At 36.0% G+C, this 22,949-nt stretch carries 23 protein-coding genes; 17 read left to right on the plus strand and 6 right to left on the minus strand.

Going from position 1 to position 22,949, the window contains the following annotated elements; genetic code table 11:
• Positions 1-12 precede the first annotated feature (12 nt).
• Genes nadC through KI430_RS13690 form a run of 6 tightly spaced genes read right to left on the minus strand, consistent with a single transcriptional unit; the run spans position 13 to position 4,263 of the window.
• A complete protein-coding gene (gene nadC / locus KI430_RS13665; protein ID WP_248875504.1) occupies positions 13-876 on the minus strand; it encodes a carboxylating nicotinate-nucleotide diphosphorylase in 864 nt (287 codons plus the stop codon).
• Between the two features lie 6 nt (positions 877-882).
• Positions 883-1,467: a hypothetical protein gene (locus tag KI430_RS13670; RefSeq protein WP_248875505.1), complete on the minus strand. Its 585-nt coding sequence runs from the start codon at positions 1,465-1,467 to the stop codon at positions 883-885.
• Entirely contained in the window at positions 1,464-3,062 is a 1,599-nt protein-coding gene (gene nadB, locus KI430_RS13675; RefSeq protein WP_248875506.1) for an L-aspartate oxidase, read from the minus strand. The genes KI430_RS13670 and nadB overlap by 4 nt, the downstream gene beginning before the upstream one ends.
• 33 nt (positions 3,063-3,095) lie before the next feature.
• A complete protein-coding gene (locus KI430_RS13680) occupies positions 3,096-3,389 on the minus strand; it encodes a type II toxin-antitoxin system RelE/ParE family toxin (protein ID WP_248875507.1) in 294 nt (97 codons plus the stop codon).
• A complete protein-coding gene (locus tag KI430_RS13685; protein ID WP_248875508.1) occupies positions 3,389-3,613 on the minus strand; it encodes a hypothetical protein in 225 nt (74 codons plus the stop codon). Before KI430_RS13685 ends, KI430_RS13680 begins: the two co-directional genes overlap by 1 nt.
• 23 nt (positions 3,614-3,636) lie before the next feature.
• Positions 3,637-4,263, minus strand: coding sequence for an NAD(P)H-dependent oxidoreductase (locus KI430_RS13690; RefSeq protein ID WP_248875509.1), 627 nt, complete (start codon positions 4,261-4,263; stop codon positions 3,637-3,639).
• 248 nt (positions 4,264-4,511) lie between these two features.
• On the opposite strand from KI430_RS13690, the gene mraZ reads away from it, so the two are divergent.
• The 17 genes from mraZ to KI430_RS13775 all read left to right on the plus strand — a co-directional run bounded on the left by mraZ (position 4,512) and on the right by KI430_RS13775 (position 22,921).
• Entirely contained in the window at positions 4,512-4,979 is a 468-nt protein-coding gene (mraZ, locus tag KI430_RS13695; RefSeq protein WP_248875510.1) for a division/cell wall cluster transcriptional repressor MraZ, read from the plus strand.
• 77 nt (positions 4,980-5,056) lie between these two features.
• Positions 5,057-5,950: a 16S rRNA (cytosine(1402)-N(4))-methyltransferase RsmH gene (gene rsmH, locus KI430_RS13700; RefSeq protein ID WP_248875511.1), complete on the plus strand. Its 894-nt coding sequence runs from the start codon at positions 5,057-5,059 to the stop codon at positions 5,948-5,950.
• 63 nt (positions 5,951-6,013) lie between these two features.
• A complete protein-coding gene (locus tag KI430_RS13705; protein ID WP_248878322.1) occupies positions 6,014-6,385 on the plus strand; it encodes an FtsL-like putative cell division protein in 372 nt (123 codons plus the stop codon).
• Positions 6,366-8,363, plus strand: a complete 1,998-nt coding sequence (locus KI430_RS13710; protein ID WP_248875512.1) for a penicillin-binding transpeptidase domain-containing protein — start codon at positions 6,366-6,368, stop codon at positions 8,361-8,363. The genes KI430_RS13705 and KI430_RS13710 overlap by 20 nt, the downstream gene beginning before the upstream one ends.
• Positions 8,364-8,447: 84 nt before the next feature.
• Positions 8,448-9,908 carry a UDP-N-acetylmuramoyl-L-alanyl-D-glutamate--2,6-diaminopimelate ligase gene (locus KI430_RS13715; RefSeq protein ID WP_248875513.1) on the plus strand — a complete coding sequence of 487 codons (1,461 nt, stop codon included), beginning with the start codon at positions 8,448-8,450 and terminating at the stop codon, positions 9,906-9,908.
• 6 nt (positions 9,909-9,914) lie between these two features.
• Positions 9,915-11,156, plus strand: a complete 1,242-nt coding sequence (gene mraY, locus KI430_RS13720) for a phospho-N-acetylmuramoyl-pentapeptide-transferase (RefSeq protein WP_248875514.1) — start codon at positions 9,915-9,917, stop codon at positions 11,154-11,156.
• A gap of 16 nt (positions 11,157-11,172) precedes the next feature.
• Positions 11,173-12,516, plus strand: a complete 1,344-nt coding sequence (murD, locus tag KI430_RS13725) for a UDP-N-acetylmuramoyl-L-alanine--D-glutamate ligase (protein ID WP_248875515.1) — start codon at positions 11,173-11,175, stop codon at positions 12,514-12,516.
• A gap of 72 nt (positions 12,517-12,588) precedes the next feature.
• The gene (gene tnpA / locus KI430_RS13730; protein ID WP_248875516.1) at positions 12,589-13,026 is read left to right on the plus strand and encodes an IS200/IS605 family transposase; all 438 of its coding nucleotides are present in this window, start codon (positions 12,589-12,591) and stop codon (positions 13,024-13,026) included.
• Positions 13,027-13,174: 148 nt separating this feature from the next.
• Positions 13,175-14,410, plus strand: a complete 1,236-nt coding sequence (locus tag KI430_RS13735) for an FtsW/RodA/SpoVE family cell cycle protein (protein WP_248875517.1) — start codon at positions 13,175-13,177, stop codon at positions 14,408-14,410.
• Complete coding sequence (murG, locus tag KI430_RS13740; protein ID WP_248875518.1) at positions 14,411-15,511, plus strand: undecaprenyldiphospho-muramoylpentapeptide beta-N-acetylglucosaminyltransferase; 1,101 nt, start codon at positions 14,411-14,413, stop codon at positions 15,509-15,511.
• A gap of 10 nt (positions 15,512-15,521) precedes the next feature.
• Positions 15,522-15,989, plus strand: a complete 468-nt coding sequence (locus KI430_RS13745; protein WP_248875519.1) for a hypothetical protein — start codon at positions 15,522-15,524, stop codon at positions 15,987-15,989.
• 9 nt (positions 15,990-15,998) lie between these two features.
• On the plus strand, positions 15,999-17,372 hold the full coding sequence (murC, locus tag KI430_RS13750; RefSeq protein WP_248875520.1) for a UDP-N-acetylmuramate--L-alanine ligase: 1,374 nt from the start codon (positions 15,999-16,001) through the stop codon (positions 17,370-17,372).
• Positions 17,369-17,896, plus strand: coding sequence for a hypothetical protein (locus KI430_RS13755; RefSeq protein WP_248875521.1), 528 nt, complete (start codon positions 17,369-17,371; stop codon positions 17,894-17,896). The genes murC and KI430_RS13755 overlap by 4 nt, the downstream gene beginning before the upstream one ends.
• Before the next feature lie 45 nt (positions 17,897-17,941).
• Positions 17,942-18,970 (plus strand): cell division protein FtsQ/DivIB, encoded by a 1,029-nt coding sequence (locus KI430_RS13760; protein ID WP_248875522.1) that lies wholly within the window; start codon positions 17,942-17,944, stop codon positions 18,968-18,970.
• Between the two features lie 122 nt (positions 18,971-19,092).
• The gene (gene ftsA, locus KI430_RS13765) at positions 19,093-20,475 is read left to right on the plus strand and encodes a cell division protein FtsA (protein WP_248875523.1); all 1,383 of its coding nucleotides are present in this window, start codon (positions 19,093-19,095) and stop codon (positions 20,473-20,475) included.
• A gap of 90 nt (positions 20,476-20,565) precedes the next feature.
• Positions 20,566-22,470: a cell division protein FtsZ gene (gene ftsZ, locus KI430_RS13770; RefSeq protein ID WP_248875524.1), complete on the plus strand. Its 1,905-nt coding sequence runs from the start codon at positions 20,566-20,568 to the stop codon at positions 22,468-22,470.
• Positions 22,471-22,474: 4 nt separating this feature from the next.
• Positions 22,475-22,921: a GatB/YqeY domain-containing protein gene (locus KI430_RS13775; protein WP_248875525.1), complete on the plus strand. Its 447-nt coding sequence runs from the start codon at positions 22,475-22,477 to the stop codon at positions 22,919-22,921.
• Positions 22,922-22,949: the final 28 nt, after the last annotated feature.

Consider the following 22,949-nt stretch of genomic DNA (forward strand, 5'->3'; position numbering starts at 1 on the left):
GTTAATAGATTGTTAATTTTGTAAAGCCTTGAGACTCAGGTCTATATTGCTTGAAGAGTGCGTAATTGCACCCGCTGAGATAAAATCAACACCAGTTTTTGCTACCGAATTTAACACCTCACGTGTAATTCCACCAGAAGCTTCGGTTTCTGATTTTTTATTAACAATCTTTACAGCTTTAGTCATTGTCTCGACATCCATATTGTCAAACATAATTCTGTCTGCACCTGATTTTACGGCTTCTTCAACTTCTTCAAGGTTACGGGTTTCAACTTCAATTTTAAGTTTTAGTTTATTTTTTTTGACGTAATCTTTTGCCATTTTCACAGCATTAGTAATGCTTCCATTATAATCAATATGATTGTCTTTCAGCATTATCATGTCATAAAGTCCATATCTGTGATTGGTTCCGCCGCCGATTGCCACTGCCCATTTTTCACAAACTCTGAAATTAGGAGTTGTTTTTCTGGTGTCAAGAAGTTTTGTTTTAGTTCCAACCAGTCGGGAATCCCAATCGTGAGTCATTGTTGCAATCCCGCTCATTCTTTGCATACAGTTCAGAACCAAACGTTCTGTTGAAAGAATAGATCTGGCTTTTCCAGAAACGATAAATGCAACATCACCTTTCTTAGCGGATTCTCCATCTTTGATAAAGATTTCAACAATGAGATTTTTATCAAAAGTTTTGAAAATAATTTCTGCTAGTTCCACACCAGCCAAAATGCAGTTTTCTTTAACCAAAAGCTGAGCTTTCTGTTCCAAATCTTTGGGAATTGTTGACAATGTTGAATGGTCGCCATTTTGGATATCTTCTTCTAAAGCCAATTTTATAAATTCCTTTAAAACTTTATCGTTAGCGTAAGATGGTCTTTTCATTTTGCGTTAGTTGATATTTTTATATTTGTTGAGAATCAATGAAAGCATTTCATAATCTTTTCCCTGACCAAAATTGTTAGTATTGGCCTTTGTTCCTATGATTTGGTTTCGATTACAGCCGAAACAAATTTTGGCGGCTCCGATAATTCTTTTATTTTTTTTGAAAACTAATATATCTCTAAATATCGGAATACAGGTAAAATATAATCCATCTCTTTCAGTGCTTTCGGAAAATAATTGTGTAATGCTTTGAAAATCTTTGGATTCTATCTCGGTTTTTTTGAAACCGACTTTTATGAGGTCATCCGTAAAATTATTGTTGTTGATGTTTTCAGTGGTTTCTCCCACAATCAAATCATATTTTAATTTATCCAATTCTGAATTATTCTGAAGGTTTGATAGATTCATTGCGATGTTTTCATCAATATCATTTGAATAATAGTCCACTGCATCAAAGTCAAAAAAAGGTTTGCCTGATTTTACATTATCACCCTGTTCCTTTGAAGATTTATCACCTTGGGGTTTTGAAAAATTACAAGATGTGTTAATGATAATTATAATCAACAAAAGAAACTTGACAATAGTTTTCATTGTTCAGTGATCAAAAGCGGTTTCGTAGCCAAATCCTTATTATAAAAAGCACCTTTATTTTCTTTCATTTCCAAAGATTGTTTGATAATCAAATAAGAAACATTCACAAGATTTCTCAACTCCGAAAGTTGTGGTGAAAGTATGGAATAATTATAAAGTTCTGTTACGGCTTCGTAGATTTCGCGCTGCTTTTTCTTGGCTAATTCCAATCTTGCATTGCTTCTTACAATCGCAACCAGGTCACTCATCATCTCCTGAAGCTGTTTCCTGAGATATGTTACGAGAACCATTTCGTCCATCATTTTCATTCCTTCCTCGTTCCACTCTGGAACTGCTTTCAAATCATCGAAATTGAAATCATTTTCTTTCAGCAATTCAACCGTTTTCATCGCCGCATTATGACCAAAAACCAAACCTTCTAATAAAGAATTTGAAGCTAATCTATTTGCGCCGTGAAGTCCGGAATTGGTGCATTCTCCAACCGCAAAAAGATTTTTGATAGAAGATTGTCCGTTTTTATCAGTTTCAATTCCACCCATCAGATAATGGCAAGCCGGAACTACGGGGATCAATTCTTTGAAAGGGTCAATTCCTTCTTCCATACATTTTTGATAGATATTTGGGAAATGATGCAAAAATTTTTCTCTATCCATTTCTCGGCAATCTAAACCTACAAAATCATCTCCGCTGATTTTCAATTCGTTATCAATAGCTCTTGCAACGATGTCACGTGAAGCCAATTCTTCACGCTCATCATATTTTTGCATAAAAGGTTTACCTGATTTTGTACGAAGTTTTGCACCGTCGCCACGAACGGCTTCAGAAATCAAGAACAACATTCCGTCTCGTTTGGAATACATCGCCGTTGGATGGAATTGATAATATTGCATATTCGAAACTTTGCCTTGCGCTCTGTGGACAAAGGCAATTCCGTCTCCTGTTGCAATAATTGGGTTGGTCGTGTTTTTATAAACGTGACCAGCGCCTCCAGTTGCAACTAAGGTAATTTTCGAAGTGATTTTTTTGATTTTCTTATTCTGTTCATCAAGAATATATGCACCATAAGCATTGATATTTCCTTTGTCCAATTCTTTTCCAGGAACGTGATGCTGAGTTATCAAATCGATGACATAATGGTGCGGAAGAATCTCAATATTTGGAGAGTTTCTAACAGTTTCCAAAAGTGCTCTTTCGATTTCGAAACCTGTAATATCTTTGTGGTGTACAATTCTGTTTTCCGTATGTCCACCTTCTCTTCCTAGAGAATATTGACCTTTTTCCTGGTCAAATTTTGCACCCCATTCAACGATTTCATTGAATCTAAGAGGTGCTTCCTCAACAACAATTTTTACAATCTCAGGGTCATTGATGTAATCTCCGGCACGCAAAGTATCGTCTATGTGTTTTTGAAAATTATCTTTAGAAAAATCTGTTACAACTGCCAATCCGCCTTGTGCATATTTGGTATTACTTTCGTCCTCGTTGGATTTTGTAACGATTGTTATTTTGGTTTCTGGTAATTGTTCGGAAATTTTGATGGCATAAGATAAGCCCGAAATTCCGGAACCGATTACAAGAACGTCTGTTTTTATCATTTTAATTTTGAAATTGTAGGATTATTAAAGACATTAAATCTTTGGATAATTGTCAGGATTGGATTTGGCAAAACGAATACCAAAAACAACTACTGTTTTTGTAGATTCATAAAGAATATAATGCAGGAGAATCGGGAATTTTCTTACTTGCCTAATTCTAATTTCATCATATCGAATTTGAAAAAAAGGAATGTTTTCTAATTGTAAAAGACATTCATCAAAATTGTGAATGAATTTGTTTCCAAGCTCAAAAGAAATATTTGAATAAAAATCATTGACTTCATCCAAATCTTCCCAAGCTTCTTTTGTAAGTAGTACGACAAACATTACAGATATTCTCCACGAATGGCACGCCAAGCTACAAAGTCTTCAGGCTTTGCATTTCTGACTCTTTCACGCATCAATTCTTTTTCCTCCTCAGAAATTTCAAAATCAAATTCTTCTTCTTTCGGAAAAATGATAACCTCAGCATATTCAGCATCAAAATTTTCTGGAAGTTCTATGCTCAGTTTATGATTTTTCACCTCAACGATTTGTCTGATTGCATTCATTTTAATTGAATTAAAGATTAAAATTACAGAAATTTGATGAACTTATCCGCAGGTTTTCTCACTTTTTTGAAATTCTGAAAAATATCATCTTCCGCTCTGTAGCCAAGCGCCAGAACAACCGCAATTTTTTCGTGTTCTTTATCAATTTTTAGAACATTTTCTATGATTTCAGATTTGAAGCCTTCCATTGGGCAAGTGTCGATTTCTTCTTCGGCAGAAGCCATTATCAATGAACCCAAAACAATATAGCTCTGTTTTTCGGACCAGCTTTCCAGTTCTTTCTGAGTGTAATTTTCTAAGAAAAGATTGATATTATTTCTAAAAGCAGACAATTGTTCCAAAGTCACACCACGCTCATTAATTATATGACTGAAATAATTATCAACATACTCCTTATTAATATGCGTTTTTGTAACCAAAGCAACCAAATGCGAGCAAGTTGATATCTGAGATGGATTATAAAATGCCGGAATCAATTTCTGAATCGTTTCATCATTCTCAACCACCAAAAGATGATACGGCTGAAGTCCTAAAGAACTGACAGACAATCTTCCAGCTTCCAAGATATTATTTAACTTCTCTGATGAAATCTTCCTCCCATCAAATTTTTTTACAGAATATCGCCAGTTAAGTGCTTCTAAATAATTCATATAACAAATATACTCATTTATGATTTTGGTTTAGAACCATTTTAAATAATGAAACTTTTCTAACCGAATTTTTTAAATCATTCATTGCAAATGCTTTATGGTAAGGCTTTTCGCAATATTTCATTTTAATTGATTTGTTATCAAATCATTAGCCAACAAAGCTGTGAAAACAAAAAGTTATAAACATTAAGTATAAAAGTGGGTGAAAGTGGTAAAATGTGGTAGATTTTTATATAAATTTGCTCCAAATGAAAAACTTCATTGGAACATACGAGTGTAAAATAGATGACAAAGGGCGCGTCAAACTGCCTGCTTCGCTTACGAAGCAGATGGAACATTTTGCAGATGAGCCATTTGTAATCAAGCGTTCGGTGTTTCAGAAGTGTCTTGAGGTTTATCCAATGAAGCCTTGGGAAAAACTGATGGCAAAAATAAACGGTCTGAACCGATTTGTGAAAAAAAATGCAGATTTCATCAGGATGTTTACGGCTGGAGTTAAAACTGCAGAGTTGGATAACGTTGGTCGTTTGCAAATCAGTAAGGATTTAACACAATTTGCAAATCTTGGAAAAGATATCGTGATTACAAGCGCTGGCGAATTGTTCGAGATTTGGGATAAAGATTCTTATGAACAGGTTATCTCGGTCAGTGAGTCTGATTTCGCTAGTCTTGCGGAAGATGTAATGGGAAATCTTGATTCCGAAGAATCAAATTAATAACTAAGAATAATTAATAGGTTTTTAAACCCGAATTATTAAATCATTATCAATCATCATTCATCAATAATAAAACAATGTATCACAATCCTGTCTTATTAAAACAAAGTGTCGACGCTCTGGTAACCAATCCGGACGGGATTTATGTGGACTGCACTTTTGGTGGAGGTGGTCACTCAAGAGAGATTTTGAGCAGGCTTTCCGACAAGGGAAAGTTGTTTTCTTTTGATCAAGATTTGGATGCGTTGAAAAATACGATTGATGACCCGAGATTTACTTTAGTGAATCAGAATTTTAGATTTTTGGAAAACTCGATGCTGGCTTATGGAATTTCTCAAGTTGATGGGATTTTGGCAGACTTGGGCGTTTCTTCTCATCAGTTTGATGAAGCGGAACGTGGATTTTCCACAAGGAGCAATGCGCCGCTTGATATGAGAATGAATGTATTGCAAGGCCTTGATGCGAAGAAAATCATCAACGATTACGAAGAAGAAGACCTCGCTAATATCTTTTACCAATATGGGGAATTGAGAGAATCTCGAAAATTGGCAAGAGAAATAGTTCATCACAGAAAAACCAAGAAAATCAATACGACTGAGGATTTGAAAAATCTCTTCAATTATATTCCTGCATTTAAACAGAATAAATTTTTTGCTCAGGTTTTTCAGGCAATCCGAATTGAAGTAAATCAGGAATTGGAGGTCTTAAAGGAAATGTTGGTTCAATCTTACAAGATTTTAAAAGTTGAAGGAAGATTAGTAGTGATTTCTTACCATTCTTTAGAAGATAGATTGGTAAAACGTTTCCTAAAAAACGGAATGTTTGAAGGTGAACCTCAGCGTGATATCTACGGGAATTATGCCAAAGCATTTGATTTGTTGCAAACCAAAGCGATCATTCCGGACAATAAAGAAATTGAAGAAAACTCAAGAGCGCGAAGCGCAAAAATGAGAATTGGAACAAAGTTATAAATCATAAATGATAGGCGATAAATGATTATCAATTACCATTCATCACTTATCAATTATAAAAACGTGGCAAAGCAGACAACCTATAATAAGCAGAAAAAGAAACTCACTTTTATGGACATCATAAAAGGGAATTTTCTTAACCGTGATGAGGTCAAAGCCCATTACAAATATTTTCTGTTCATTTTCGGATTGTTGATGGTGATGATTTATAGTAATCACTTGGTTAATAAAAAAATAGAACACGTTAACAAGCTTAAAGAAGAAACGGAAGAATATAAATCCAGAAACGCTTACGCACAAAGTAGGCTGATAAAAATAAGAATGGAATCCGAACTGGGAAAAGAAATGGTTCAGGATTCTTTGGTGAGTTTGGAAAGCCACCCGATGAAATTATTGATAAAAGTAGATAGCACAGATGATAAAGCAGCCAAATAACAATTACGAAAAAAAACGTTCCAATGCGTTGAAGTGGGGCTACCTTTTTGTTTTGGGAGCTTTCATTTTGTTTGTTATCTTTTTGGGTAGAATTATGATTCTTCAGAATACCAATGTTGAAGAATTCGAAAATAATTACATCAGCAAAAATTACCGAGAAGCAACCTTGAAAGCAGCTCGTGGAAATCTTTTCGCTTCCGATGGTTCTATCTTGGCAACAACGGTGATGCGTTATGATATCTATCTAGATTTCAAATCAATGAGAGATACGATTTACTCCAATAATATTGGTGCTTTGACAGATTCTCTTAGTAAAATGTTCGATAAGCCGAGAAGTTATTTCAGAGCGAAATTGGATGCACAAAACAAGAAAAATAATCAATATTATCTTTTAGCGAAAGGTTTGGACTTCGATGAGTATGATAGAATCCGTGAGTTTCCGATTTTCAAAAAAGGTAAAAATAAAGGAGGTTTCATCGTAGAAAGAAATTTCCGAAGAGAATTGGCAACAACGCAAATCGGAGCCGGAACCATCGGAGCTGATAATGGCGAATCAAAATCTGGTTTGGAAGGTGCTTTTAGTAAATTCTTAACCGGAATTGACGGAAAAAGATTGGAGCAAAAAATCACTTCTACACAATGGAAACCAATCGATTACTGGAAGGTTCAGGAGCCTGTTGATGGACAAGACGTTTATACAACTTTGGATTTGAGGATTCAAGATATTGCACATTCCGCATTGGAAAATCAACTCATCAAATTCGATGCGAATCACGGAAGTGTTGTTGTAATGGAAGTTGAAACTGGGAAAATCCGTGCGATGGTTAATCTTAGAAGAACTGATCCGGGAATCTATGTTGATGCTTACAATTATACTGTGAAAGATGCGCAGGAGCCAGGTTCTACATTCAAAACAGTGTCACTTTTGGCAGCGATGGACGATGGTTTTATTGATGAAAATACGAAAGTCAACATCGGAAACGGAATCTGGACTTACGCAGGACAAAGAATCACAGATGGTCACGGCGGCGGAACTTATGATGTAAGTGATGTCTTGGCGAAATCAAGTAATGTTGGAGCGGCTAAAATAATTACGCAACATTACGCTGATAAGCCGGAAGTTTTCATAGACCATCTTAAAAAATGGAAGATGTTTGATAAAATGCAAATCGAACTTCCAGGAATTGCAAAACCATCGATTCAGACACCTCAAAGCAAACGTTGGAACAAAGCGACTTTGGCTTCGTTGGGTTATGGATATTCTTCAAGCTTTCCATTATTACAATTGGTTGCTTTCTATAATGGAATTGCGAATAAAGGGAAAATGGTAAAACCGCTTTTCATTGATAAAATAATGAAAGATGGTAAGGTTCTTTACGAAGCCAATCCTGAAATCATGGTTAAAAAAATGGCTTCGGATAAAGCGATTACGATGATGACGCACGCTTTGACAAAAGCGGTTGAAAAAGGAACAGCAAAAAGTATCTATACTCCGAATCTTAAAATTGCGGGTAAAACGGGAACGGCAAGATTCGAATATTGGAAAGCTGGACCAATGAAGTATCAGGCGTCATTTGCAGGATTTTATCCGGCTGATAATCCGAAATATACGTGTATCGTAGTTGTGAATCAGCCTGATCCTTCAAAAGGATTTTACGGAGGAACGGTTTCTGCGCCGGTTTTCAAAGAGATTGCTGGAAAGACATTCTTGAAAACGCCTCTGAATGTTGAGAAAGATCTTTTGGTTGAACATAAAGTTAACCTTAATAAAATGACTGCACCAAATGTAAAGGTGAATGTCACAAGAGATTCGATGCCGAATTTGGTTGGAATGATTGGAAAGAATGTGATTCCTCAGCTTGAAAATCTGGGTTACAGAGTAGATTATAAAGGTGTTGGAAAAATTATGGGACAATTTCCTGCAGAAGGAGCGACTATTGGAAAGAACCAAAAGATTTATTTGAATCTTCAAAACTAAAAAAGCGACGAAGTCGCGTATGTTGGTAGAAATAAAAACGAATTATAATAACAATGAGGTGCGAAGCACCGAAATATTGGTTAAATGATATTACAAAATTTATTACAAAGGATTACAGTTTTAGAAGCCATCGGAACTCTTGAAAGAGAGGTTTCGGAATTGGTTTTTGACAGCAGAAAAGTTGTTGAAAATTCTTTGTATGTTGCACTGAAAGGAACTGTTTCAGATGGACATTCATACATCAATCAAAGCATTGAAAAAGGTGCAAGAGTGATTGTTTGCGAGGACTTACCTTCAGAAATTAATGATGAAATAACTTATTTAAGAGTTAAGGATTCTTCCAAAACTTTAGGACATTTAGCTTCTAATTTTTACGGAAATCCTTCTCAAAAATTAAATCTAATCGGCGTTACCGGAACTAATGGAAAAACTTCTGTAACGACATTGTTATTTGATATTTTCAAAAATCTGGGTTATCAATCCGTTTTAATTTCAACTGTTGAATATAGAATCGGAGATGAGATTATTCCTTCTACACACACAACGCCAGACGTAATTCGATTGAATCAAATACTGGCAAAAGCTGTTGAAATCGGATGTGAATATGCCTTTATGGAAGTAAGTTCTCACGGAATTTCCCAAGATAGAATCGAAGGTTTGCATTTTAAAATTGCCGGTTTTACGAATATCACGCATGACCATTTGGATTATCATAAGACTTTCCAAAATTATATCTACGCTAAGAAGAGATTCTTTGACGAGTTGGAAGATTCAGCGGTTGCAATTACAAATGCTGATGACAAAAACGGATTGGTAATGTTACAGAATACCAAAGCGAAAAAGAAGACATTTGCTTTGAAAACAATGGCAGATTTTCACGGAAAAGTTCTAGAAATTGACTTCAATGGGATGTTGCTGAACTTCAATAACAAAGAATTCTGGACAACTTTGACGGGAAAATTCAATGCTTATAATTTGCTTTTAGCTTATGGAATTGCTTTGGAATTAGGAATGGACGAAACAGAAGTTCTTCAGGCGATTTCAGTGCTTCAAAGGGTGAACGGAAGATTCGAAACGATAAAATCCGACAGCGGAATTTTCTTCGTGGTGGATTATTCGCACACGCCGGATGCATTGGAAAATGTGTTGGATAGCATCAACGAAATCAGAACCAAAAACGAAAGATTGATTTGTGTTTTCGGTTGTGGAGGCGACAGAGACAAAACCAAACGTCCGGAAATGGGCGACATCGCTACCAAAAAATCGACTTTGGCAATCATCACTTCTGACAATCCAAGAACGGAAGACCCGATACAGATTATCAAAGAAATAGAAGCTGGTGTTCAACCACAGAATTTTAGCAAATACACTTCGATTCCTGACAGAAGAGAAGCTATAAAAATGGCCATCAAATTTGCTGAACCAAAAGATATTGTTGTTGTAGCTGGAAAAGGGCACGAAACATATCAGGAAATCAATGGAGTGAAACATCATTTTGATGACAAAGAAACGATTAGGGAATTATTACAATTAATGGGAAAATAACAAAATATGCTTTATTACCTATACGAATATCTTTCCAGCCACGGAATCCACGTTCCGGGAATGAACTTGTTCAAATACATTTCGTTCCGTGCGGCGATGGCAGTTTTGTTTTCGCTGATTATTGCGATGGCTTACGGAAAAAGGATCATCAATTTCCTGAGAAGAAGACAAATGGGAGAATTGGTAAGAGACCTTGGTCTTGAAGGACAGAAGCAGAAAGAAGGAACGCCGACAATGGGAGGTTTGATTATCATTTTGGCGACCATCATTCCGGTTTTGTTATTCACCCGAATCACCAATATCTATATTGTCCTTTTGATTATTTCGGTTTTGTGGATGGGAGCCATTGGATTTTTAGACGATTATCTCAAAAAAGTTAAGAAAAATAAAGACGGATTAAGTGGGAAATTCAAAGTGATTGGGCAAGTTGGGTTAGGCTTAATTGTCGGAGTTACAATGTATTTCCATCCTGATGTTGAGGTTAAGAGAAAATATGCAGACGCAACGGTTATCAACAGAAATAATGTAGAACAGAATTTTATGCCGGACGAAAAAATTCCGGTTTCCACGGTTCCTTTTACAAAAAATAACGAGTTCGATTACAGTGGGATTTTATTCTGGATGGATGATGCAAAAGCGCACGAATGGGCTTGGATCGTTTTCATCCCGATTGTAATTTTCATTGTAACAGCAGTTTCTAACGGTGCAAATATCACGGATGGAATTGACGGATTAGCTGCAGGGACAAGTACAGTGATTCTATTGACTTTAGCATTTTTTGCTTACGTTTCCGGAAATATGATTTTCGCAGACTATCTGAATATTATGTTTCTTCCGCATATGGGCGAGACGACGATTTTTGCGCTTGCATTGGTTGGAGCGGTAATAGGATTTTTCTGGTACAACACTTATCCGGCGCAGATTTTTATGGGCGATACAGGAAGTTTAATGTTGGGAGGTGTAATAGCCGTTTTAGCAATCATTCTAAGGAAAGAATTATTAATTCCCGTTTTATGCGGCGTGTTCCTTATCGAAAATCTTTCAGTGATTCTGCAGGTAATGGTTTTCAAATACAGAAAAAGAAAATATGGGCTGGAATATGCTCAAAACAATAGATTATTCAAAATGTCTCCATTACATCACCATTATCAGAAAGAAGGGTTTCACGAGAGCAAAATCGTAAACCGAATGATAATCATAGGTGTAATGCTGGCAATTATTTGTTTAATTACTTTAAAAACTAGATAAAAACTAATAATCATAAATGAGAGTAGTAATACTTGGAGGAGGTGAAAGCGGTGTTGGTGCCGCGTATTTGGCAAAAGCCAAAGGCTTTGATGTCTTTCTTTCGGATATGGGAATTATCCGTGAGAATTACAAAAAAGAACTGGACGAACTAGGGATTGATTATGAAGACGGAATACATTCTGAAGAAAAAATTCTGAATGCCGATTGGGTCATCAAAAGCCCCGGAATTCCAAAGAAGGCAGAAATGGTTCAGAAGATTCAGGAGAAAGGAATCCGGTTATCTTCTGAGATTGAATTTGCATCGGAATTTACCAATGCAAAAATCATTGCGATTACAGGAAGTAACGGGAAAACGACGACAACGTCTTTGATTTATTACATCCTGAAAGAAGACGGTTTCAATGTCGGATTGGGTGGAAACATAGGGAAGAGCTTTGCAAAACAGGTGGCTGAAGAGAGTTTTGATTATTATGTATTGGAAGTGAGCAGCTTTCAGTTGGATGATATTCAGAATTTCAGACCCTACATTTCATTGTTGTTGAATTTGTCTAAGGACCATCTTGACCAATACAATTATAATTATGAAGAATATGCATTGGCAAAGTTCAGAATTGCTGAAAATCAGGATGCTAATAATTTTTTTATCTATAACAAAGATGACGAAATGAGCAAATCGATTCTTGAAAAATTGGATTTGAAAGTGACAAAAGTTCCATTCTCATTAGATGAAAAATTGGAAAAAGGTGCTTTCTCGATTGATGAAAATTTTGTAGTCAATATCAATGAAGGATTCACAATGAATATTGACGAACTGTCATTGGTTGGAAAACATAATGTAGCAAATAGCCTGGCAGCAAGTATCGCTGGAAAGTTATTGGAAATCAGTAATGAAAGTATCAGACATTCATTGATGACATTCCAGGCGGTTGAGCACAGATTGGAGCCAGTGGCTGAAATCAGAGGTGTAAAGTTCATCAACGACAGTAAGGCAACAAACGTGAATGCGACTTACTTCGCTTTGGAAAGTATGAAACAGCCGGTGGTTTGGATTGTTGGCGGAAAAGACAAAGGAAATGATTATACTGAAATCGAAGAATTAGTTAAGAAAAAAGTAAAAGCAATTGTTTGCTTAGGAATTGATAATTCTAAGATTATTGAGTTCTTCAAAGACAAGAAAACACAGATTTATGACACTTCCAGTATGCAAAAAGCGGTAGAGGTTTCTAAATCAATTGCAGAAAAAGGAGACGTAGTTTTATTGTCGCCTTGTTGCGCAAGTTTTGATTTGTTCAATGGTTATGAAGACCGTGGAAATCAATTCAAAAAAGAAGTTTTAGAAGAATTGACAATTAAGAATTAGAATTATCAACAGGATTGGGCTTTAGCCCGTTCTAAAAATAAACGAACAAATTGGCTTTAGCCAAAATAAAAAATGCCATTTGTAAAAGTTTACATACACATTGTTTGGAGTACAAAAAACAGAATTCCTTTTCTCAATTCCAAAAATTTGAGAATCAATGTATGGAAACACATAAAACAAAATGCAAATGAAAAAGAAATTTTTATAGATGTTGTAAATGGATATTCAGACCATTGTCATTGTTTAATTTCTTTGTCAACAAACCAGACAATAGAGAAAGTTGTACAATTGATAAAAGGAGAATCTTCATTTTGGATTAATAAGAATAATCTGACCAAAGAGAAGTTTGCTTGGCAAGATGAATATTTTGCCGTTTCTGTTTCAGAATCGATGATAGAGAAAGTCAGAAATTATATTATTAATCAAGAAAAACATCATTTAACAAGAAGTTTTTCTGAGGAATATGAAGAATTTATTTCAAAATATAATTTTAATTCAAAAGAAAAATAAGTTTTGGCTAAAGCCAATGTGATAATGATAAGAAACATCAGGCTAAAGCCGGACGCAATTGAAAATAAAATTTTAGACATCAATAGGATTGGGCTTTAGCCCATTCTGAAATATTAAAGAAAAAATTTGGCTTTAGCCAAAACTTATAATGAGCGAACAAACTACAGAAAACAGATTCGAGCTACTGAAAGGCGACAAAGTCCTTTGGTCGGTTATCATTTTGATTTCCTTCCTTTCCGTATTTCCGGTTTATTCCGCAAGTTCGAATCTGGAATATATCGTGAACAACGGGACTACAACTGGTCACGTTTTCAAGCATATCGTTTTCGTATTCATTGGTTTGGGAATTATGCGTTTCGTAGGAACAGTCAAGTACGAATACATCGGAAAACTGAGTTCCATTCTTCTCTTGTTCACGATTGGATTATTGCTGATAACAATGTTCACAGGACAAAAGATTGAAGGAGCAAGTGCTTCGCGTTGGTTGAAAATCCCAGGAACACCAATTTCTTTTCAGCCATCGTCGTTTGCTTATTTGATGCTGATTATTTATCTGTGCAGATATTTGACTAAGAAAATCAAAAGGGAAAGAGTTCCAATTGAGAACATCATTTACATATTCGGACCAATTCTAATTGTGTTCGGATTGGTTGCAAAAGACAACGGTTCCACAGCATTGATGATTATGATGGTTTCAATTATCATTCTGATTATAGGACAATTGGCTTGGCAATATGTAGCGGGGTTTATCTCGGTTGCTGTTGTTTTTGTTGTAATGTTTTTAGTCATTGCTTTGAATACGAATTTAATCGGAGGAAACCGGGTTCATACCTGGATGAGCCGTATCGAAACCTTCACGAGTTCCAAGAAAACAGCTGATGTTGAGGATGAAAGTATCAAGGCAAAAAACTATCAGGTGATGCAGGCAAAAGCGGCTATTGTTCACGGTGGATTCAACGGAATTGGACCTGGGAAAAGTGCTTTGAAGCAGACATTACCACAATCGGTTTCCGATTTTATTTTCGCAATTATTGTGGAAGAATACGGCTGGATTGGAGCGTTTGTTTTGATTAGCCTTTATATGATAATGATTATCAGGATTGTAATGATAGCCAGTAAAATGCCCGCTTTTTTTGGGTCATTGCTGGTGCTCGCCATTGGACTGATGATTTTTGTTCAATTGTCAGTAAACATTGCTGTTGCTGTGAATTTGATTCCGGTAACAGGTCAGCCTTTACCATTGATAAGTTATGGAGGAACGTCGATGTTGGTAACCTATATTCAATTAGGAATTATTTTGAATGTAAGTTCCAGAATTCAGGTTTTCGATGAAGAAGGTTTGGGCAAAAGACAAAGTATTGAAGAAATAAATGATATCGCATAAATGAGCAAAAAACTAAAAATACTAATGAGCGGCGGAGGAACTGGTGGACACATCTTTCCTGCGGTTGCGATTGCTCAGGAAATCCAGAAAAGATTTCCCGATGCAGAGTTTTTGTTCATTGGTGCGAACGGAAAAATGGAAATGGAAAAGGTTCCTCAATCCGGATTCAAAATCGAAGGATTGAATATCGCCGGGTTTGACAGAGGTAATCTTCTGAAGAATATCGGGCTTCCTTTCAAAATCATTTCCAGCCTGATGAAAGCTAAGAAAATCATCAAAGATTTCAAACCGGATTTTGCGGTTGGAACTGGCGGTTTTGCGAGCGGACCGGCTTTGTATATTGCGGCGAAAATGGGAATTCCGACTTTTATTCAGGAGCAGAATTCGTTGCCAGGAAAGACGAATGTTTTCAATGCGAAAAAAGCAAAAGCAGTTTTTACGGCTTATCCGGATATGGAACAATTTTTCCACGGAACGAAAACTTATTTCTTAGGCAATCCTATCCGTCAGAATATCATCACAGATTTGATTGATAAAGATTTGGCTAAGGAAAAATTAAGTTTAGATAAAAATAAATTAACGATTCTTTCAGTTGGCGGTTCACTAGGTTCCAGAACCTTGAACAACGGCTGGAAAGATAATTTTGATAAACTGAGAGAGAAAGATTATCAGTTAATCTGGCAAACAGGAAAGACGGATTTTGCTGAAATAACTTCCAGCATTCAACCTCCAGCTTCCATCCAAATTAAGGAATTCATCTCCGATATGGCTATGGCTTATTCGGCGGCAGATGTGATTGTTTCCAGAGCCGGAGCAATTGCGATTTCAGAACTGGCAGTTGCAAAAAAACCGGTTTTATTAGTTCCGTTTCCATTTGCGGCGGAAGACCATCAAACCAAAAACGCTTTGACCTTGGTGGAGAAAAATGCGGCGAGAATGGTAAAAGATTCTGAGATGAAGGATAAATTCTGGACTACACTTTCAGAAATCTGTGAGAACGAAAACCTAAGAAAAGAAATGTCAGCCAAACTGGAATTTTTTGCAAAACCAAAAGCAGCAGAAGGAATTGTAGATGAGATTATAAAAGTGATAAATAAATAACACAAAACAAATGATGAAAAATCTTTTTTGGATAATGTCTTTAACATTTTTCTGTAGCTGTGCTTCAGATTTTTATAAGCGTACGCCAGAAAAATTTGCAACACAAGAAAGAATTAATAAAGCAAAAGGATTTGCAGAACAAGTTTTCGGAAAATGTTCAAACAAAGATTATTCTGAAATTCAAGGATTTGACATAGACGTAAATACCAAAAAAGATTTTGGGCCTGAAAACTTAAAGAAATTTTGTGAAGAATTATCCAAAAAGACGGGTACAATTACGATAGGAAAATTTAATAGAGCAATCACTCCAAATTCTCCTAAAGATTTTATGGATTATATGGTTTTTGATGCAAAATATGAAAAAAATGATACTGTGAAATATGCTGTCGTTTCTCTTTATAGGGATAAAGATTTTATATATAAAGTTAATTTAGTAAGCACACCCAAACCTGTAATTCGTATTAATTTTCGAAAATAACAATTAATAATGAGCATCTTAAATAAATATCAAAACTTCTATTTCATCGGCATCGGTGGGATTGGAATGAGTGCGCTGGCGAGATATTTTCACGCTAACGGCAAAAATGTTTTGGGTTATGATAAAACACCAACAAAACTGACGGCTCAAATCGGTTTTGAAGGCATAGATATTACGTTTGAAGATGTCATTGATGAAAAAATTGTAGCGTTGGATAAAGAATCAACATTGGTTATTTATACGCCTGCAATTAAGAAACTCGGAATTCTGGATTATTTCGCAAGTGAAAGTTTTGAAATCCTGAAACGTGCAAAAGTTTTGGGACTGATTACCGAAAATACAGATTGCATCGCCGTTGCTGGAACGCACGGAAAGACAACAACTTCTACATTGATAGCACATCTTTGTAAAGAAGCTAATCTTCCATCATCAGCATTTTTAGGTGGCATTTCTGAGAATTTCAAATCCAATTTCGACTACAACGGCAACCAGTTTTCCGTAGTCGAAGCCGATGAATATGACAGAAGCTTCTTAAACCTTTCACCGGATTGGGCAGTTGTAACATCGATTGATGCTGACCATTTGGATATTTATGGAGACAGAGTTCAGATAGAAGATGGTTTCCGACAGTTTGCAGCTTTGGTTCCAAATGACAATCAGTTGTTTGTGAGAAAAGGAATTGCGATTGGAAGAGAACACAAGACTTATGCTGTGAACGAGGAAGCGGATTATTACTCTGATAATCTGAGAATGGATCACGATAAAATCTATTTCGATTTTCATACGCCAACGCAGGAGGTTGAAGATTTTGTTTGGGAAATTCCGGGAATTCATAATGTTGAAAATGCAACTGTTGCTTTGGCAATTCTGAGCAATTTGGGCGTTGATTTCGATACTTTGAAAAAAGCAATTGCAAGCTTCAAAGGTATCAAGAGAAGATATACGAAACATATTTTCGATAACGGAAAAATCTATATCGATGATTATGCGCATCATCCAACGGAACTGAATGCAGTCATTGGTTCGATAAAAACCTTTTATCCAACCAAGAAATTGTTGGTGGTTTTCCAACCTCATCTTTTTAGCAGAACAAGAGATTTTGCAGAAGATTTTGCAAGAAGTCTGGAAAATGGAGATGGCTTGTTGTTGTTGGATATTTATCCTGCAAGAGAACTTCAGGAAAATTTTGAAGGCATCACATCAACTTGGTTAGCTGAAAAAATTGAAATAGAAAATAAAGAAGTCTGCACATTGCAGGAGACTTTTGAAAATATAAAAAAGAGAGACTTTGATATTTTATTGACAGTCGGAGCGGGAAATATTGATACACTTTATGACCCGATCATGGAATGGCTTCCCAATATTGAAAAAGTAGAAATATGAAACTGAAAATTTTCTTCTTACTATTTATTTTGGTTTTCGGCTTGGGATTTTCGCAGTCGAAAGCAGATTTGATAGAAGTAGAAAATATCAACAAGTATTCTGAAATCATTGATAAAGATTCGAAGATAACTAAATATCAGTTTCAGGTAAAAGGTAAGAACAAAACGATTCATTACCAATATGAGAAGAAGGGAAACGAGATTGTTAAAATCTCACGGGAATGGAAAGAAAATAGCAATAATTGGTGGGAATTGTACAACGATTATTTTCTATTGAAGAATGGCGAAAGGGTTTTTGCCAGCCAAAGTATAACTTACACAAATATGTCCAATGCAGAAGATATAGTTGGTTGGAGTGTTAGTTTTTGGATTGATAAAAATAAAGTGATTCATATGACTTCCCTCGGACACGGAAAAACCGAAATGGACGATTGGGACTATGAATCAGAATTAAAAGATAATTTCAATTATATGCTGAAGACGGTTAATAATTATGATAAAAACCGAAAAGCAAATAATAAATAAAAGAAAAAATTTGATGCGGATTGCATTGAAAATGAGATATAGAGAATGAAAAATAAGTGGAGAATATTGAAGATATTGGTAACAGTGGTCCTTTTTGGATTTCTGCTCAGTTTCTCGTTGAAGCGTTTCAATAACGCTAAGATGGAGAATGTATCTATCAATATGAACCAGACCAAGACACCGGTTTATTTTGTGGATGAGAAGGACATCAAAGATTTGGTGAAACAATTTAATCCGACTAAGAAAATCGGCGATGTTAAGATTCCGGAATTGGAGAAGAAGATTAATGAGATTCCATTTGTCGATAGTGCTAATGTTTATATGAATCTAAATGGCAATCTGAATGTTGATATCAAACAACGAATTCCGATTTTCCGATTGAATAAAAATGGAAAGGATTTTTATGTGGATGAAAAAGGTGTTGAATTCCCGATTTCGAGAAACTTTTCTTATCCGTGTATGCTCGTAATGGGAGATGTAGAAGCTTCGGAATATCAGGAACTCGGAAAGTTGATTGAGAAAATTGACAAAGATGATTTCAGCAAAAAATATTTCATCGGAATCAAAAAAGAAAAAGACAGTTATAATCTTCTCACTAGCGACGGGAATTACAAAGTTGAGATTGGAGATTTAGAAAATATTGATTTCAAGGTTAAAGGATTTAAAACTTTTGTAGAGAAATATCTAGTTTATCAGAATCCGAATAAGTACAAAAAGATTTCGGTTAAATACAATAACCAGATTGTAACGACACTGAACCCTTATTTCAAAGAAAACGACAGTATTCTGAGAAATGCACCGAAGATTGAAATTACAAAACCGGAAGAAAAGCCAACACAATTATTAGCATCAGTTCCTGCAAAAACAGAAACTAAAAAGGCGGAACCCAAACCGGAACCGAAAAAAGAAATAAAAAAAACTGAACCTAAAAAATCAGAAGTAAAAAAGGAATCTTCCAAACCTAAAAAAGTAGAGAAGAAACCGGAACCGAAAAAATCTTCGGAAAAGAAAAAGGAAACCACCTCCAAATCGTCTTCTGATAAAAAGAAAAAAGCAAAAGTAGTAGTAGAATAAATTAGATATAAATAAAGTCTTAGCTGAGTAAAAAGCCTTTGCGAGCTTAAAAGCATAATAATGGTAAAACAAAACTTTGCGGACTTTGCGTTAAAAATTAAAAAAATCAAATCGAGCATATAATGGAAAATCAAGAGTATTCAGTAGGTCTGGACATTGGGACAACTAAGATTGTCGCCATTGTCGGAAGACGTAACGCTCACGGGAAAATCGAAATCCTGGGCGTTGGGAAGGCTAAAAGTCTTGGTGTTCACAAAGGAATCGTGAACAACATTTCCCAAACCATCAATTCCATCAAAACTGCAGTGGCAGAAGCGCAATCCAGCGCCGGCGTTCCTATCCATAAGGTAACTGTAGGAATTGCAGGAAAACATATACGTTCTCTCCAGCATTCGGATTACATCATGAGAGAGCATCCGGATAGATACATCACAGAAGATGATATCGAGAAACTAAAAGACCAGGTAAAGAAATTGGTAATGTTGCCTGGAGAAGAAATCATCCATGTTTTGCCTCAGGAATACAAAGTAGATTCTGAAGGCGAAATCCAGGAACCGGTCGGGATGCACGGCAAAAGATTAGAAGCTAATTTCCACGTTGTTGTGGGACAGATGGGTTCTATCAGAAATATTGCCAGATGTGTTCGCGAAGCTGGTCTGGAAATGGAAGCTTTGACCTTGGAACCTTTGGCATCGTCTGAAGCAGTTCTTACAAAAGAAGAAAAAGAAGCTGGTGTTGCGATTGTTGATATTGGTGGTGGAACTACGGATATCGCAATTTTCAAAGACAACATCATTCGTCATACTTGCGTGATTCCTTACGGTGGTGGAATTATCACCGATGATATTAAGGAAGGATGTTCAATCATCGAGAAACACGCAGAACAGCTGAAAGTGAAGTTCGGATCCTCTGTTCCGGAATTGGAAAAAGACAGCACGTATGTGACAATCCCGGGATTACACGGTCGTCCGGACAAAGAGATTTCGTTGAAAGTTTTAGCTCAGATTATCAATGCAAGAGTTGAAGAAATTCTTGAAATGGTAAATACTGAATTGAAAGCTTACGGCGCATTCGAACAAAAGAAAAAACTGATTGCAGGAATCGTTTTGACTGGTGGTGGTTCCAACTTGAGAAACCTTCGTCAGTTAGCAAATTACACTACAGGTTTCGACAGCAGAATTGGTTTTGCTAATGAATATGTAGCGAATGACAAAAACCAATATCTGAAAGGACCGGAATTTGCAACGTCAATCGGCTTATTGATGGAAAGTCTTAAAATCAGAGATAAAAGAATCCTTCCAACAGAAGAAGAAATTATCGAAGAAGCTGTAGCAAAAGCAGAACCGGTTGCACCTCAGCCAACTACCGAAGTTGAGAAACCTCAACAGATTCAGCAGATAGAAGAAGTTGCAAAACCAAAAGAAGAAGCTAGAAGAAACAAACCGACTTTCGGACAGTCTCTAATGGATAAAGTAAAAAAATTCTTCGAGGAAGTAGAAGAGTAATAATTAAAGATTTGAGTTAAATTGATGAATGGTAAGCTTATTCTTGAATCAATTATAACTCATCAATCATCAACTATAAAAAAATATACTATGGACAATATAAATAATACACAAGGATTTTCATTTGACCTTCCAAAAGGAAATTCCGCTATCATCAAAGTTATCGGTGTTGGTGGCGGTGGAAACAATGCGCTGAAACATATGTACGAGAAAGGAATTTACGGAGTAGATTTCGTGATTTGTAATACAGATGCACAGACTTTGGACAATAATCCGGTTTCTAATAAAGTTCAGTTAGGAGTAACGATGACAGAAGGGCTTGGCGCAGGCGCTGACCCGGAAGTTGGAGAAAAAGCAGCCATCGAAAGTATCGATGATATCAAGGCATCAATGGGACAGAATACCAAAATGGTTTTCATCACTGCCGGAATGGGCGGTGGAACTGGAACTGGTGCTGCGCCTGTTATTGCAAAAGTAGCGAAGGAAATGGGGATTCTTACTGTAGGAATCGTAACCGTACCTTTTAGTTTTGAAGGAAAAAGAAGATTGGACCAGGCTGAATTAGGTTTGGAAAAATTAAGAAATAATGTTGATTCTTTAATTGTCATTAATAATGATAAATTGAGACAGCAATTCGGAAACCTTGGTTTCAAACAAGGATTCTCAAAAGCCGATGAAGTTTTGACCAACGCTGCAAAAGGAATGGCAGAAGTGATTACAGGTTATTTTGATGTTAATATTGACTTCCGTGATGCTAAATCTGTTTTGGCTAACTCCGGAACTGCATTGATGTCAACTGGAATCGCTAGTGGTGAAAACAAAGCGGAAGAAGCGGTTAAAAAAGCATTGGATTCCCCGTTATTGAATGATAACAAAATCACCGGTGCAAAAAATGTTCTATTGTTGATTAGAAGTGGTGCGACTGAGGTAACAATGGACGAAATTGGTGTGATTATGGACCACATCCAGAAAGAAGCTGGAAATACGGCTGATATTATTTTTGGAGTTGGGTCTGATGAAGAATTGGGCGATGCAGTAAGCGTTTTGGTTATTGCAACTGGTTTTTCAAATGATAACAAAAAACATTCTGGAGTAACTGAGACGATTAAATATTCTTTGGAAGACAGACCAAGTCCTTCCAGACATAGAGAATCTCCGTTCAAAAGCAGAGCTCAGGAAGAAACTAAACAACAGACAGAATCGGGAAAGAATTTTTTTCGTTTAGAAGATGATGACGATTTTGGAACTTCTAATTTTCCAACTAATTCGGTTGCGGAAAGTCTTGTAGAAGAGCCAATGACAGAAATCGAAATCATCGAAAATGAGGAAATCATGGATTTCTCAAATGATTATAATTCTAATAAAGGAAAACAAGAATACAACCTTTTCACTTTCGAGGAAGAGAGTTATGAAGAATTAGATTTGGAAGCGCAATCTTTTTCTTTTGAAGTAGAAGACAAGCCAAAAGCATCTTTCAAAGAAGAGGAAATCGAGAAGCCTGTTGAAGTAACTTTCACAATCAATGAGCCTGCCGTTGAAGAAGAATTTCCGGTAATTGAAAAACAAGTTATTTCTGAAATCAAAGATTCGGTAATTGAAGAAACTCCAATCAGAGAAGAAATCGTTAACGACATCATCGAAGAAAAAGTTGAAGAACCAACAAGATTTTCTTTCGCTGTAGAAACTAAGGAAGAAATTGTAGAAGAGAAAAAATCTGAACCAGTTCAGGAAACTGAAAGTGGATTTACGTTTTTCAACAAAACTCCGGATTCTTCAAAAGCTATGGAAAGAAGAAACAAGTTGAGAGAATTCAATTCCCGTTACCAGCAATTGGATAATGAGAATGTTTTTGAAACAGTTCCGGCTTTCAAGAGAAAGAACATCAATATCGATGGTTCTAATGCATCAGACCAGAATATCAACACTTATTTGTCTGATAATAACGGAAGTATGCAGTTGAGAGAAAACCGTTTTCTTAATAAAGATGTAGATTAAAATTATGAGTTTAGAAACTATAATAAGCGAAGCCATAAAAACGGCGATGAGAGAAAAAGACCGTGTGGCTCTGGACTCTCTGAGAGCAGTGAAAGCGCAGATTCTTTTGTTACAAACCGAAGCTAGAGGTGCTGAAGTTTCAGAAGAACAAGAGATTGCGATTTTGCAAAGAATGATAAAGCAGAGAAAAGATTCTTATGAGCAATTTATGGCTCAGGGAAGAACTGACCTTGCTGAAGTGGAAGAAGCACAGTCCAAAGTGATTGAAAAGTTTCTTCCAAAACAATTATCTGCTGAAGAATTGGAATCAGAAATCAAGAGAATTATTTCTGAAACCGGAGCAGAAACTATTAAAGACTTAGGAAAAGTAATGGGCGTTGCCTCCAAAGTATTAGCCGGAAAATCAGACGGAAAGAGTATTTCCGAAATGGTGAAAAAGTTACTTACCTAAATATAAATGATGGTTGATAAACGATAAT

Origin of the sequence: Epilithonimonas zeae (assembly GCF_023278365.1) — a bacterium.
GTDB classification, from domain to species: Bacteria; Bacteroidota; Bacteroidia; order Flavobacteriales; family Weeksellaceae; genus Epilithonimonas; species Epilithonimonas zeae_A.

Excerpts from the sequence above, each read along its gene's own strand:
- KI430_RS13685 (WP_248875508.1), bottom strand. The coding sequence starts at position 3,613 with ATGAATGCAATCAGACAAATCGTTGAGGTGAAAAATCATAAACTGAGC.
- rsmH (WP_248875511.1), top strand. The coding sequence starts at position 5,057 with ATGTATCACAATCCTGTCTTATTAAAACAAAGTGTCGACGCTCTGGTA.
- murC (WP_248875520.1), top strand. The coding sequence starts at position 15,999 with ATGAGCATCTTAAATAAATATCAAAACTTCTATTTCATCGGCATCGGT.
- ftsA (WP_248875523.1), top strand. The coding sequence starts at position 19,093 with ATGGAAAATCAAGAGTATTCAGTAGGTCTGGACATTGGGACAACTAAG.
- KI430_RS13680 (WP_248875507.1), bottom strand. The coding sequence starts at position 3,389 with ATGTTTGTCGTACTACTTACAAAAGAAGCTTGGGAAGATTTGGATGAA.
- KI430_RS13775 (WP_248875525.1), top strand. The coding sequence starts at position 22,475 with ATGAGTTTAGAAACTATAATAAGCGAAGCCATAAAAACGGCGATGAGA.
- KI430_RS13755 (WP_248875521.1), top strand. The coding sequence starts at position 17,369 with ATGAAACTGAAAATTTTCTTCTTACTATTTATTTTGGTTTTCGGCTTG.
- KI430_RS13745 (WP_248875519.1), top strand. The coding sequence starts at position 15,522 with ATGATGAAAAATCTTTTTTGGATAATGTCTTTAACATTTTTCTGTAGC.
- KI430_RS13670 (WP_248875505.1), bottom strand. The coding sequence starts at position 1,467 with ATGAAAACTATTGTCAAGTTTCTTTTGTTGATTATAATTATCATTAAC.
- mraY (WP_248875514.1), top strand. The coding sequence starts at position 9,915 with ATGCTTTATTACCTATACGAATATCTTTCCAGCCACGGAATCCACGTT.
- nadC (WP_248875504.1), bottom strand. The coding sequence starts at position 876 with ATGAAAAGACCATCTTACGCTAACGATAAAGTTTTAAAGGAATTTATA.
- murD (WP_248875515.1), top strand. The coding sequence starts at position 11,173 with ATGAGAGTAGTAATACTTGGAGGAGGTGAAAGCGGTGTTGGTGCCGCG.
- KI430_RS13735 (WP_248875517.1), top strand. The coding sequence starts at position 13,175 with ATGAGCGAACAAACTACAGAAAACAGATTCGAGCTACTGAAAGGCGAC.
- KI430_RS13715 (WP_248875513.1), top strand. The coding sequence starts at position 8,448 with ATGATATTACAAAATTTATTACAAAGGATTACAGTTTTAGAAGCCATC.
- tnpA (WP_248875516.1), top strand. The coding sequence starts at position 12,589 with ATGCCATTTGTAAAAGTTTACATACACATTGTTTGGAGTACAAAAAAC.
- nadB (WP_248875506.1), bottom strand. The coding sequence starts at position 3,062 with ATGATAAAAACAGACGTTCTTGTAATCGGTTCCGGAATTTCGGGCTTA.
- KI430_RS13690 (WP_248875509.1), bottom strand. The coding sequence starts at position 4,263 with ATGAATTATTTAGAAGCACTTAACTGGCGATATTCTGTAAAAAAATTT.
- mraZ (WP_248875510.1), top strand. The coding sequence starts at position 4,512 with ATGAAAAACTTCATTGGAACATACGAGTGTAAAATAGATGACAAAGGG.
- KI430_RS13710 (WP_248875512.1), top strand. The coding sequence starts at position 6,366 with ATGATAAAGCAGCCAAATAACAATTACGAAAAAAAACGTTCCAATGCG.
- murG (WP_248875518.1), top strand. The coding sequence starts at position 14,411 with ATGAGCAAAAAACTAAAAATACTAATGAGCGGCGGAGGAACTGGTGGA.
- ftsZ (WP_248875524.1), top strand. The coding sequence starts at position 20,566 with ATGGACAATATAAATAATACACAAGGATTTTCATTTGACCTTCCAAAA.
- KI430_RS13760 (WP_248875522.1), top strand. The coding sequence starts at position 17,942 with ATGAAAAATAAGTGGAGAATATTGAAGATATTGGTAACAGTGGTCCTT.